Origin of the sequence: Campylobacter sp. MIT 97-5078, from assembly GCF_006864455.1 — a bacterium.
GTDB lineage: Bacteria > Campylobacterota > Campylobacteria > Campylobacterales > Campylobacteraceae > Campylobacter_D.
Genome location: NZ_QHLK01000013.1, coordinates 1 through 13,279, shown reverse-complemented (window position 1 = coordinate 13,279; position 13,279 = coordinate 1). Strand labels below are relative to the sequence as shown.

The following is a 13,279-nucleotide window of genomic DNA, read 5'->3' as shown; positions in this document are numbered from 1 at the left end:
TTTTAACCTTTTTTTATGAAATTTTAGATAAAATAATAAGTTAAAAATCAATTTAAGGGTGTGAATGGACGCAGCTGATATACTCAAACACTTTGAAAAAGAAATTTCTCGTAATGAATTTGAAAATTTTATCACTCCCTTAATATTAAACGAAAAAGCTAGCAAAGCCGATCAGCTCATTTTCAATGCACCAAATGAACTCATGGCTAAATTTATACAAACAAAATATGCTGATAGAATCTCACATTTTTATGAAGTGCAAAGTGGCAATAAAGCCAAAGTATTGATCCAAAGTATCTCGCTTAAAAATAACTCAAAATATAACTTAAAAACCCCTATTAAACACGGCACAAGCACGGTTTTAAATCCATCTTATACCTTTGAAAGCTTTGTTGTAGGAGATTCTAATCAATATGCTTATGCAACTTGTAAAGCAGCAAGTGCAAAAGACAAACTTGGCAAGTTGTATAATCCTGTTTTTATTTATGGACCAACAGGACTTGGTAAAACGCATTTGCTTCAAGCTGTAGGGAATACGTGTTTAGAACTTGGTAAGATTGTGATTTATGCTACAAGTGAAAATTTCATTAATGATTTTAGCTCACATTTGATGAATAAAAGCATGGATAAATTTCATGAAAAATACCGCAATTGTGATGTTTTGCTTATCGATGATGTGCAATTTTTGGGTAAAACGGATAAAATTCAAGAAGAATTTTTCTTTACTTTTAATGAAGTCAAGGAAAAATTCGGACAAATCATTATGACTTCAGATACCCCACCAAATATGCTTAAAGGTATTACAGAACGCTTAAAATCTCGCTTTGCAAATGGAGCTATTGCTGACATTACCCCACCTGAACTTGACACTAAAATGGCAATTATCCGCAAAAAATGCGAATTTAATGGAGTAAGTTTAAATAATGAAATTATCTCTTATATCGCTACTTCAATGGGAGATAATATAAGAGAAATAGAAGGAATGATTACTAATTTAAACGCATATTCAAGACTGATCAATCAAGAAATCACTCTTGATATAGCAAAAAGCTTTATGAAAGATCATATCAAAGAACAAAAAGAAAACATTGATATAGATGATATCTTAAGTGTGGTATGCAAAGACTTTAATATTAAAGCAAATGATATAAAATCAAACAAAAAAACGCAAAATATAGTTACAGCAAGAAGATTAGTAATCTTTTTGGCAAGGGAGCTTACAAGTATGTCTATGCCTCAACTTGCGAAATTTTTTGAGATGAAAGATCATACTGCTATTTCACATAATATCAAAAAGATCAATGAACTTATAAAAGAAAAAAATGATTTAAAAGATAAAATAAATGAACTAAAAAACAAAATCTTAACAAAAATTCAAAGTTAGCCTGTGAAAAAATGTGAAAAAACACTTCTTAAAACTCATACAACAAATCAAGTTAAAATAAGAGTTTAAAAAGGAATTTCACATTTTCAACATGCTTATTACTATGAATAAATTTAAATTAAAAATAAAGGAGAAAAAATGAAACTCAGCATAAACAAAAATACACTCGAATCTGCAATATCACTTTGCAACGCTTATGTGGATAAAAAAGATTCTAGTGCAATCACTTCACATTTACTTTTTGAAGCAAATGATGATAAACTTACAATCAAAGCAAGTGATTATGAATTTGGACTAAGTTATAAAATCAAAAAAATCAAAATAGAAACAAGTGGCTTTGCTACAGCAAACGCAAAACAAATTTCTGATATGATCAAGAACCTTAATAATGAAGATGTAATCTTAGAAACCATTGACAATTCTTTGTTTATTCGCCAAAAAAGCACAAAATACAAACTTGCTATGTTTAATTATGAAGATTTTCCAAATTTTCCAAATATTGAAGAGAAATCAAAATTTGACTTAGACTCAAGTGATTTAAGTAGAAGCCTTAAAAAAATCCTTCCAGCCATAGATGCAAATAACCCGAAATACTCCTTAAATGGAGCTTTACTTGACATTAAAACAGATAAAATCAACTTTGTAGGCACAGATACAAAAAGACTTGCTATATTTACTTTATTCAAACACAATGACAAAGAGTTTTCAATCAGTATTCCTAAAAAAGCCATTGCTGAAATGCAAAAACTTTTCTATGAAAAAATTGAACTTTTTTATGATGAAAATATACTTATCGCTAAGAATGATAATTTTGAATTTTTCACTAAACTCATTAATGATAAATTTCCAGATTATGAAAAAGTAGTGCCAAAACAAATCAATCAAGTCTTTAGCTTTAAAACTGAAGATTTTATCGAAAGTCTCAAAAAAATAAATGTTGTTGCTGAAAAAATGAAACTCCATTTTCAAAATAACAAACTTATATTTGAAGGTATTAGCTTAGATAATGTTGAAGCAAAAACAGAGCTTGAGTGTGAGCTTAACATACAAGAAAACTTTTCTTTAAATATAAAAATTAAATATTTATTTGACTTTTTACACTCTATAGAAACTGAGGAATTTGAACTAAAGATTAATGAACCAAATTTAGCCTTTATCGTTACTTCAAAAGAACTTGAAACGGTAATTATGCCTGTGATTTTATAAGGATAGATAATGCAAACTCAAAATTATGGCGAAAGCAATATCAAAGTCCTTAAAGGCTTAGAAGCGGTTAGAAAACGCCCAGGTATGTATATAGGCGATACCAATGTAAATGGACTTCATCATATGATTTATGAAGTGGTAGATAATTCTATAGATGAAGCTATGGCTGGATATTGTAATACCATAGATATAGAAATCACTACTGAAGGAAGCTGTATAGTGCGTGATAATGGACGTGGCATACCAGTTGGTATTCATCCTACTGAGAATATCCCTACTTTAACCGTTGTTTTAACTGTGCTTCATGCAGGCGGAAAATTTGATCAAGATACTTATAAAGTCTCTGGTGGGCTTCACGGTGTTGGCGTTTCAGTTGTTAATGCACTTTCTAAAAAGCTTGTTGCTACAGTTGAAAGGGATGGTAATATCTATCGCCAAGAATTTGCAAAAGGCATACCAACAAGTGAATTTGAAATCATAGGAAAAAGTTCAAAAACCGGAACTACAATTGAATTTTGGGTTGATGATAGTATATTTGAAGTAAAAGACTTTGATTATGAAATACTAGCTAAAAGATTTCGTGAGCTTGCATATTTAAATTCTAAAATTACTATAAATTTTAAAGATAACCGTATAGGCAAAGAAGAAAATTTTCATTTTGAAGGTGGAATTGCTGAATTTGTAAATGATATAAACAAAAAACAAGCCTTGACAAAGGTAATGAATTTTAGCATAACTGAAGAAGATGTCGAAGTCGAAGTGGCTTTAATGTATAATGATGGTTATAATGAAACCTTACTTTCTTTTGTTAATAATATCAAAACCCCAGATGGGGGAACGCATGAAACTGGCTTTAGAATGGGGCTTACTAGAGTAATTACAAATTATGTTGAAGCTAACGCTGCAGCTAGAGAAAAAGATAGTAAAATAACAGGTGAAGATGTGCGTGAAGGACTTGTGGCTATAGTTTCAGTAAAAGTGCCTGATCCACAATTTGAAGGACAAACTAAGGGCAAGCTTGGTTCAAGTTATGTGCGTCCTATAGTTAATAAAGCTAGCTTTGAATTTTTAAACAAATATTTTGAAGAAAATCCCATAGAAGCCAAAGCTATTATGAATAAAGCCTTAATGGCAGCAAGAGGCAGAGAAGCGGCTAAAAAAGCAAGAGAACTTACCCGCAAAAAAGAGGGCTTAAGTGTTGGCACATTACCCGGAAAGTTAGCTGATTGTCAAAGCAAAGATCCAAGTGAATGTGAAATTTATCTTGTGGAAGGCGATTCAGCCGGGGGTTCTGCTAAACAAGGTAGAGAAAGGGCTTTTCAGGCGATTTTACCTTTAAGAGGAAAGATTTTAAATGTTGAAAAATCCCGCCTTGATAAAATTTTAAAATCAGATGAGATTAAAAATATGATCACAGCTTTTGGTTGTGGGGTAGGTAATGAATTTGATTTAAGCCGTTTAAGATATCATAAGATCATTATCATGACTGATGCTGATGTTGATGGCTCGCACATTCAAACCTTGCTTTTAACCTTTTTCTTCCGCTTTATGAATGATCTTGTTGCAAATGGACATGTTTATCTTGCCCAGCCTCCACTTTATCGCTATAAAAAAGGACAGAAAAAAGAAATTTATCTTAAAGATGAAAAAGCCTTAAATGAATACCTTATAGAAACAGGCATAGAAAACTCAAATTATGAGGGCGTGGGTTTAAATGATTTAAAAGACTTTTTAAAGCTTGTGGCTGCGTATAGAAATGTGCTTAAAGAGCTTGAAAAACGTTTTTCTATCATTAGTGTTATCAGACATTTGATAGAAAATCCAGATTTGATTAAAAAGGAAAATAAAGCCTTATTTGAGGATATAAAAAGCTTTCTTGAAAAAGAAAAATACAATATCTTAAACTCTTACATAAACGAAAATGAAATCCGCATTTTTGTCCAAACGCAAAATGGACTTGAAGAGTTAATAATCAATGATGATTTATTTACTAATCCTCTCTATGAAGAAGCAGTGTATATCTCACAAAAGATCAAAGAAAGAGATTTAGAGGCTGTATTTGATAAGGACATTTTAGCTGTGTTAAAAGATATAGAAGAAAGTGCAAAAAAAGGAGCTTATATACAAAGATATAAGGGCTTAGGTGAGATGAATCCAGATCAGCTTTGGGATACAACCATGGATCCACAAAATCGTCGCTTGCTTCAAATTTCAATTGAAGACGCACAGAGTGCTAGTGATACTTTTAACCTTTTCATGGGTGATGAGGTAGAGCCAAGAAGAGATTATATACAAAAACACGCTAAGGATGTGAAGCATTTAGATGTATAAAAGTGTCAATTTAAAGGCTACAACTGCCTTTAAAGTTTTTTATTGAGTAAAAACTATATTATAGTATCTACTTTTTTATTTAACTTCACTTTTATCTAAATTTCGTTACAATCTTTGCTTAAAATTTACAAGGATTATCTATGCAAATCACTTTACTTTCTTATACTGCTCTTGAAATTTGTTCTCACGCTATACGCACTTGCTGGCAAAGCTTTGAAAAAGGCGACAAAGGCGGTAAGATTGATAAAGAACTTATCGATAGAGTTGGCAATAAATTCAAACACGCCTCAACCTTAGAACATTTAAATTATACTTTTTATATACAAGGTATTTCAAGAGCCCTTTTGCAAGAGCTTGCTAGACATCGCCACGCAAGTTTAAGTGTAAAAAGCACACGTTATACCTTAAAAGAATTGCGAAATGAGCAAGCTTTTAAAGAATTTGACTTTAAACATGCAAGTAAATATCTTGTTCTGACAGAAAACGAAAAAGTTGATAATGCAAGTATTAGAGCTCTTGAAAATTTGCGTTTGATCTTACAAGAAAGCATTAGCCTTGATATCGCTAAATATTGCTTGCCAGAAAGTTATAAAACAGAGCTTACTTGGAGCATCAATGCAAGATCCTTACAAAATTTTCTTCATCTTAGAAGTTCAAAATCAGCCCTTTGGGAGATCAGAAAGCTTGCAAAAGCTATTTTTAACGCCCTGCCAAGCGAACATCAATTCATTTTTGAAGAAAGTGTGCTTTTAGATTAGTTTCTTATTTAAGAGCTTATAAAATCAAACTTTTCAGCAATTTTACATCATACCGCTACTTTTTTTAATCTGCCCGCTTTATGATAGAGGATAAACGATGAAAAATACCTTTTGATTTTAGTTTTTGCCTTTTTTGACCCTTTTTGCTAGCGGAGATAATGCTATTGATATTTTAGCTGTGCGAGAAATAAAAAGACTATGAATTTTTTGATTTAAATTTACTCTTTTATTATAGACTTTTCTTCATTTTTAAAAGGAATAAAAGTGAAAGAGCTTAAAGATACACAACTTCGCATAAAACATTCACTTCATTTTATAAATAACAAGGCAAGAAACAAAGATATAAATGAGAAAATTCACTCTGTCAAACTAGCAAATTTAGCTAAAATCGCCTATGAGTTCTTTTTAAAACCTCAAAAAAATCCTTGCATTAAAGCCATAAAAAGCGATCTTAAAAAGCATTTTAATCCAAAATCAAGCAGTGAAGATAAGCTGGTGTGGTTTGGGCATTCTTCTTATATGCTTTATTTTCAAGGTAAAAGTGTGCTTGTTGATCCTGTTTTACTTGATAATGTTGCACCCCTGCCCTTCGCTTTTAAGGCATTTCATGGCACAGATATTTACAAAGTAGATGATTTTAATGAGCTTGATTATCTTATCATTACGCACAATCACTATGATCATTTAAGTAAGAAAACCATTAAAAATTTCAAACATATTATCAAAAAAGCTATCGTGCCTTTAGGTGTTGGCAAATACCTTAAGACTTGGGGTATAAATGAAGAAAATATCATTGAGATGGATTGGGATGAAAGCATCGATCTTGATGAAAATTTAAGGCTTCATTGTCTTGAAACCAAGCATTTTTCTGGACGCAATGCCAATGACTCAGCGTGCTCGCTTTGGGCTTCTTTTGTGCTTGAAAATAAAGATAAAAAAATATATATAGGCGGAGATAGTGGTTATGCACTGCATTTCAAACGCATAGGTGAACGTTTTAAAAGCATTGATCTAGCCTTGCTAGAAAATGGACAATACAGCCAAAACTGGCCTGATATACATATGTTTCCACATGAAACTTTGCAAGCTTGCAAAGACTTAAATGCAAAAGCACTTATGCCCTGTCATAACAGCAAATTCAAGCTTTCTTTTCACAGCTGGGACGAACCACTTGAAAAAATCTATACTCTGCATAAAGCCCTAGCTTATGAGTTTGATTTGCTTACCCAGCAAATTGGTGCAATTTTACCTCTTTGGCAAAAGATTCAAACTCAAACTTGGTGGAGAGAGCTTAAGTCATAGGCTTAAAAAACTTTGCTTGAATTTAAGTTTGCAAAGTTTTTTGCTATTTTTTACTAGCTTTTTGTGGTTTTTCATCTCTAAAATGAATTTGAGCCCTTTCAACCTGCCTTAAAAAAGCTTTGCATCTTGTAGGATCAGGCATTTGATAGTTTTTATCTTGAGGATTAGCTATATCTTTGCCCTGCCTTAAAAGCGCGTCATAATAAGCCATTTTCATCTTAAGCAAATCAGTTATCTCATCAAGTCTTAGCCTTTCAGCTTCGATTAAGTTTTTTTGCTCCTCTATCATCTTTTTTCGCTTTTTAGCACTTTTTATTCCGTATCTTGAAAGTTCTATGTAGGTTTTAATCTTTTCTATACTCATGCCTATACTTCTATAAAATGAGATCCAAATTGCCCATTCAAGGTCTTTTTGAGAAAAATACCGCACTCCATTTTTATCCGTCTCCACGAAGGGAAAAAGTCCTTTACTCGCCCAAAATCTCAAAGTCCTTGATGAAATTGCCGTGCGTTTTTCAACCTCTATGATAGTATAAGCCATGTTTTTGCCTTCCTTTTTTTGCAGATATGATGAAAGTATAGCAAGATTGTTTTTCTGCATTCTTTATAAGGAAACATAAATTTTGAAAAAAAATTTGCAAAATTTTTAAATTTACTCTTGACAGACACTAGGTGTCAGCTTTTATAATTTTACTCATAAAAGAAATTTGCTCTAAAGCAAAGCTTTTTCAATTTAATATAAAGGAAAACTATGCAAAATGAAGACAGAAGAGAGTTTTTAAAAACCTCAGCAAAACTTGGCGGTGGGGCTTTGGCTAGTATGGCTGGGATTGGGATTTTTTCAAATGCAAGTGCAAAAAGCTTAAGTCTTGCAAATGGGATAAAAATCGATGATAGCCTTGAAGCGAGTACTCAAGAAGCTATTAAAAATGGAGCAAGAATTGAATCAAAAGGCTTTGCGGCAAGTTCAAAGCAGTGGAAATTTAAGCCCTTTAGCTTCTCGCGTCATGCACTTGGAGAAAAAGATATTTTAATCGATATTTTATATGCTGGAATTTGTCATAGTGATTTGCACGCTGTAAGTGGGGATTTTAGGGCTGCAACTTATCCTATAGTGCCAGGACATGAAATCGCTGGTAGAGTAGTCGCTGTTGGCTCAAAGGTGAGTAAATTTAGGGTTGGGGACTTAGCTGGTATAGGTTGTATGGTGAATTCTTGCGGGGAATGTGAGGCTTGCAAAAGAAGCGAGGAGCAGTTTTGTATGAATGCAAAAACGGTTTTTACTTATGATAGCAAAGATGTGTTTCATGGAGGTGAAATCACTTATGGAGGCTATGCAAACAATTATGTAGTAAGTGAAAAATTTGCTCTTAAAATTCCAAACAATGCTGAACTTGAAAAAGTAGCTCCTTTGTTATGTGCTGGCATTACCACTTATTCACCTATACGCTATTCAAAAGTAAAAAAGGGCGATAAGGTGGCGGTTGCTGGAGTTGGCGGCTTAGGACATATGGCGGTGCAGTATATGGTGGCTCTAGGAGCTGAGGTTACAGCTTTTGATCGTGTAGCAAGCAAAAAAGATGCGGTTTTAGCACTTGGGGCAAAACGTTTTGTTGATGTTAATAATAAAGCTGAATTTGAAAGCATTAAAAACGAGTTTGATTTTATCATCTCAACTATACCTTATCATTATGATATAAACGCTTATCAGGCTATGTTAAAGCTGCACGGCGAAATGGCAATTGTTGGCTTACCAGCTAACAAGGATAATCCAAGCTTTAATGCAAATACTTTTATCTGGAATTTTAGACGCAAAATTTATAGTTCGCTCATTGGTGGCATTAAAGAAACTCAAGAAATGCTTGATTATTCAGTGAAAAATAAGATTTATCCAAAGGTTGAGCTTATCACAGCTGATAAACTTGATGAGGCTTATCAAAAAGTGGCACGAGGGGAGGCTGATTTTAGGATAGTTATTGATATGAAAAGGAGCTTGGGAGTTTGAGCTAAAATTTTGATTTTAAGGCTCAAAAACTTATAAAAGTCAGCTTAAATTTAAAAATAGGCTGGCTCATTTTAAATTTTAAATCAAAACAAACTATTAGAATTTAAAAAAAACAAAAATTAAAACGCTTTAAACTCTAGTTTAAGCTCCTTTTTAAAGTAAGGATAGAAAAGAAGTTGTGTTTTTGTCCTTGCTTTATATCTTTTAATCCCTAGCTTTCCAAAGCCTTAAGCCAAGTTCAAGTTGTTTTAGAACCTCTTTGAGTGCGTTTTTCTTGTCGTGGCTAGGTTTACTAAAACTTAGCTCCATTGCTTTAAATTCACTTCCACAGCTATTGTTATTCTCCTTTTTTAAATTTTGGCGTTTTTGTTTCGCTGTATCTGTTAAGAGTAAATTTAAAAAATCTGTCATTTTTTTACTGAATTGGTTAGCATATTTTGTGCTAGTTTTTGTAGAATTTAAAGATTTTTCAAATGTTTTTTTCTTTAAAATTTATGCAAGAAAGCATTCTTAATCTTTTTCAAGCCCTAGTTTATGAATAAGGTTAAGAATGTTACAAAATGTAATCATCTTTGTAAAAATATAAAATAATTTTTATCTTATTTAAAAAATATAAATAAAGTCTTATTACAATTAAATTATATACAATTTCAAATAAAAGGAGTAACAATGAGTGCATATTTGGATCATACTAAGGTATTTAAAGCTCAATATGAAAATTTCATCAATGGAGAGTGGCAAGCCCCTCAAAGTGGGCAATATAGTGAAAATATCACCCCTATTTCAGGTAAGATTATCACTAAAGTGCCTTTGTCTAATGAAGCTGACATTAACGTAGCTTTAGATGCAGCAAGTGCAGCTAAAAAGTCTTGGGCTAAAACCTCTCCAGCTACAAGGGCTGATATCTTGCTTAAAATCGCTGATCGCTTAGAAGCAAATTTAGAGCTTTTAGCTTATGCTGAAACTTGGGACAATGGCAAGCCTATAAGAGAGACTTTAAATGCTGATGTGCCTTTAAGTATCGATCATTTTCGTTATTTTGCAGGCTGTATTAGAGCACAAGAAGGCGGTATTAGCGAAATAGATGAAAACACAGTGGCATATCATTTTCATGAGCCTTTGGGCGTGGTTGGACAAATCATACCTTGGAATTTTCCGCTTTTAATGGCAGCTTGGAAGATAGCTCCAGCTTTAGCAGCAGGCAATTGCATAGTTTTAAAGCCAGCTAGTGCTACTCCTGCTAGCATTTTAGTGCTTATTGATTTGATTAAAGATTTACTTCCAAAGGGCGTTTTAAATATAGTCAATGGAAGTGGAGGCAAGATAGGCAAAGCTCTTGCAACAAGTCCAAAGATAGCAAAGGTAGCCTTCACTGGCTCAACAGCTGTAGGCAGGCAGATCATGCAATTTGCCACTGAAAATATCATACCAGTTACCTTAGAACTTGGCGGAAAAAGCCCAAATATTTTCTTTGAAGATATTATGGCTGAAGATGATGATTTCTTAGATAAGGCTGTGGAAGGACTTGTACTTTTTGCTTTCAATCAAGGCGAGGTTTGCACTTGCCCAAGTAGAGCTTTAATCCAAGAAAGCATATATGATAAATTTATGTCCAAGGTGCTTGAAAGAGTAAAAGCCATTAAGGTTGGCAATCCTCTTGATATTAGCACTATGATGGGTGCTCAAGTAAGCCAAGAACAAATCAATACCATCTTAAATTATATCAAAATAGGCAAGGAAGAAGGTGCACAATGCCTAATAGGTGGAGAGCAAAACATACTTGAAGGCGAGCTCAAAAATGGCTTTTATATCAAGCCTACTATCTTTAAAGGGCATAATAAAATGAGAATTTTCCAAGAAGAAATTTTTGGACCAGTTTTAAGTGTAACTACCTTTAAAGATGAAAAAGAAGCTCTAGAAATCGCTAATGACACACTTTATGGACTAGGAGCAGGAGTTTGGACTAGAGATATTAATAGAGCTTATAGAGTTGGGCGAGGTATAGAAGCTGGTAGGGTTTGGACTAATTGTTATCATGCTTATCCAGCTCATGCTGCCTTTGGAGGCTATAAACAAAGCGGTATAGGCAGAGAAACGCACAAGATGATGTTAGAGCATTATCAACAAACTAAGAATTTACTCGTAAGCTATAGTCCTAAAAAACTTGGCTTTTTCTAAGTAAAATTAGAGTGATTTTTTAATCACTCTAAACTCATATAAGGAAAAATCATGCTTAAAGCAAGTAAAAACGCCCTTGATTTAATCGCAAAACTTAAAGCCTTGTATCCAAATTTTATCATTTATCTTTCAGGAGGGTGTTGTGATGGTTCAGCTTTAATGGTGTATGATGATTTTAAATTAGGCGAAAATGATTATAAGCTAGGAGAAATTGAAAATATAGGCATTTTTATACATGTAAAACACTACAAAGCTTATTTAGAAGGAAAAAATTTAGAACTTGATGCCATTAAGGGCAGGGGAAGTGAGTTTTCACTTGATTATGAGCTAAATGAGCATTTTTTACTGCATAGTAAGCGTTGTGAAATTTAAAACACAAGCTTAAAGTCTCTTTTTTCTAAAAAAACCCTTTGTATAACGATACACAAAAAACAGTCCTGCTACAATAAGCACAAGATAATGCCAAAATTCAGGGATTTTAGCTGATAAAAAATAATGATAACTTGCCACAAAAAAACAAAGATAGCCAAGCTTTCTTATCTTTTCAAGTCTTTTACTCCATTCAAAAGAGCTTAAAAGCATAAAAAACATAAGCACAAAAGCCACAAAGCCACTTGCTTCAAAAATTCTTTTTGAGATGTCATTATACAGCTTTATAAGGCTTAAATTTTTTGAAAAAACAAAATACACCCCAAAATGAGCCAAAGCCCAAAAACCAGCATAAATTCCAAACAAACGCGGATAAATCTTAGTCTTTTTAAACTGAAAAAGTGAAAAAAAGGTACTTGCAAAGGTAAAGCTTAAAGCAAAAATTCCGGTATAAAAATAAAGCTTTGAGATAAGATCAAAGCTATATATAACATTAAAAATAGCCTGCACCGCTGTATAAATAAGACTTATTGCAAAACTTGCATAAGCAAGAAGTCTTAAATTTTTTACACTTAAGATAGATTTAAAACTTGTTTTATAGGCTCTTTGTGGCTCATTGGTATTTATAGCACTCAAAAATACTTCCTTAAATCCATACCTGCATACAAACACCCCACTTCTTTTTCATAGCCATTAAAAAGCAAGGTATCTTGGTTGAAAAACTTACCCAAAGGACGCTCGCTTGCCTGAGACCATCTTGGATGATCTACTTTTGGATTAACATTAGCATAAAAGCCGTATTCTCCAGGATTTGCTAGCTCCCAAGTCGTTTTTGGTTGTTCTTCTAAAAACTCGATTTTGACTATGGATTTGATGCTTTTAAAGCCATATTTCCAAGGCACGACAAGGCGAAGCGGTGCTCCATTTTGTGCTTTTAAAGGCTTTTTATACATACCAACAGCCATTAAGGTAAGCGGATGCATAGCCTCATCCATTCTAAGCCCTTCTACATAAGGATAATCAAGAGTTGGAAAAAAGGCTGCTTGATCGGCAAATCTTTCTTTATCAAAAAGCGTAGTAAATTTGATAAACTTTGCTTCACTTGTAGGCTCAAGCTTTTCTATCAAGGCTCTAAGCTCAAAACCAACCCAAGGCACCACCATACTCCAAGCCTCAACACAACGAAAGCGATAAATCCTTTCTTCAAGCTTAAAAGCTAAAATATCCTTCATAGTTAAGGTTTGAGGCTTATTTACAGCTCCGATTACTTCTATTTTCCAATCTTTGGTGTGAAAATTTTGAGCCAAACGCACCGCTTTTGCTTTATTGACTGAAAACTCATAAAAATTTACATAATTTGTAGTAAGCTCTTCAGGGCTTAATTCTAGCTTTGAGTTTAATTCTTCTTTAAAATCAAGTGCGCTTAAAGTGCTTGCTAGCATACTTGAACTTACTAAAGAGCCAACTCCAAGTTTGATAAATTCCCTTCTTTTTTGAAATAATTTTTCAGGAGTAATTTGCATATTTTTTCTTTTTTATACTTTAAATAAAGAAATTTAAGCATAAAAAAGCTAATGAATAAATTATTTGTTATGATTTTTCTCTTTTGTTTAAAATTAATTTTTTTAGCCTGTCTTTGATTAAACACCACCAACATAAACTACCCCAGATCAATTATTAAACGAGGGGTAGTTTAAGGATTTAGAAAGTTAAGTTTTGTATCACACTTTGAAAGCTTTCAAACAA

Annotated in this window: 12 protein-coding genes; 8 read left to right on the top strand and 4 right to left on the bottom strand. The window is 32.9% G+C overall.

From position 1 onward, the window contains the following. Positions 1-64: 64 nt before the first annotated feature. From dnaA to DMB91_RS07060, 5 genes are all read left to right on the top strand, one after another. Positions 65-1,384: a chromosomal replication initiator protein DnaA gene (gene dnaA / locus DMB91_RS07080; RefSeq protein ID WP_034906464.1), complete on the top strand. Its 1,320-nt coding sequence runs from the start codon at positions 65-67 to the stop codon at positions 1,382-1,384. A gap of 138 nt (positions 1,385-1,522) precedes the next feature. Continuing rightward, entirely contained in the window at positions 1,523-2,590 is a 1,068-nt protein-coding gene (gene dnaN, locus DMB91_RS07075; RefSeq protein ID WP_034906467.1) for a DNA polymerase III subunit beta, read from the top strand. A 9-nt stretch (positions 2,591-2,599) separates the two neighbouring features. Next, entirely contained in the window at positions 2,600-4,921 is a 2,322-nt protein-coding gene (gene gyrB / locus DMB91_RS07070) for a DNA topoisomerase (ATP-hydrolyzing) subunit B (RefSeq protein WP_034906470.1), read from the top strand. A gap of 140 nt (positions 4,922-5,061) precedes the next feature. After that, positions 5,062-5,679: an FAD-dependent thymidylate synthase gene (gene thyX / locus DMB91_RS07065; RefSeq protein WP_034906473.1), complete on the top strand. Its 618-nt coding sequence runs from the start codon at positions 5,062-5,064 to the stop codon at positions 5,677-5,679. A gap of 264 nt (positions 5,680-5,943) precedes the next feature. Further along, entirely contained in the window at positions 5,944-6,981 is a 1,038-nt protein-coding gene (locus tag DMB91_RS07060) for an MBL fold metallo-hydrolase (protein ID WP_052043245.1), read from the top strand. A 43-nt stretch (positions 6,982-7,024) separates the two neighbouring features. Here the strand turns inward: DMB91_RS07060 and DMB91_RS07055 are convergent, their stop codons facing one another. Next, positions 7,025-7,522: a MerR family transcriptional regulator gene (locus DMB91_RS07055; protein ID WP_143116878.1), complete on the bottom strand. Its 498-nt coding sequence runs from the start codon at positions 7,520-7,522 to the stop codon at positions 7,025-7,027. Between the two features lie 210 nt (positions 7,523-7,732). Here DMB91_RS07055 and DMB91_RS07050 point away from each other — a divergent pair, with 210 nt between their 5' ends. Beyond that, on the top strand, positions 7,733-8,986 hold the full coding sequence (locus DMB91_RS07050; RefSeq protein ID WP_260604886.1) for an NAD(P)-dependent alcohol dehydrogenase: 1,254 nt from the start codon (positions 7,733-7,735) through the stop codon (positions 8,984-8,986). A gap of 204 nt (positions 8,987-9,190) precedes the next feature. Here DMB91_RS07050 and DMB91_RS07045 read toward each other — a convergent pair whose 3' ends face one another. Continuing rightward, complete coding sequence (locus DMB91_RS07045) at positions 9,191-9,397, bottom strand: hypothetical protein (protein ID WP_034906863.1); 207 nt, start codon at positions 9,395-9,397, stop codon at positions 9,191-9,193. A gap of 258 nt (positions 9,398-9,655) precedes the next feature. Between DMB91_RS07045 and DMB91_RS07040 the strand changes: the two genes are divergently transcribed. Beyond that, positions 9,656-11,164, top strand: a complete 1,509-nt coding sequence (locus DMB91_RS07040) for an aldehyde dehydrogenase family protein (protein ID WP_034906866.1) — start codon at positions 9,656-9,658, stop codon at positions 11,162-11,164. A gap of 51 nt (positions 11,165-11,215) precedes the next feature. After that, positions 11,216-11,536, top strand: a complete 321-nt coding sequence (locus tag DMB91_RS07035; RefSeq protein WP_034906869.1) for a DUF779 domain-containing protein — start codon at positions 11,216-11,218, stop codon at positions 11,534-11,536. Between the two features lie 9 nt (positions 11,537-11,545). Here the strand turns inward: DMB91_RS07035 and DMB91_RS07030 are convergent, their stop codons facing one another. Both DMB91_RS07030 and msrP read right to left on the bottom strand, forming a co-directional pair. Beyond that, positions 11,546-12,160 carry a sulfite oxidase heme-binding subunit YedZ gene (locus DMB91_RS07030; RefSeq protein ID WP_409513473.1) on the bottom strand — a complete coding sequence of 205 codons (615 nt, stop codon included), beginning with the start codon at positions 12,158-12,160 and terminating at the stop codon, positions 11,546-11,548. A 5-nt stretch (positions 12,161-12,165) separates the two neighbouring features. Then, positions 12,166-13,056, bottom strand: a complete 891-nt coding sequence (gene msrP, locus DMB91_RS07025; protein ID WP_034906872.1) for a protein-methionine-sulfoxide reductase catalytic subunit MsrP — start codon at positions 13,054-13,056, stop codon at positions 12,166-12,168. Positions 13,057-13,279: the final 223 nt, after the last annotated feature.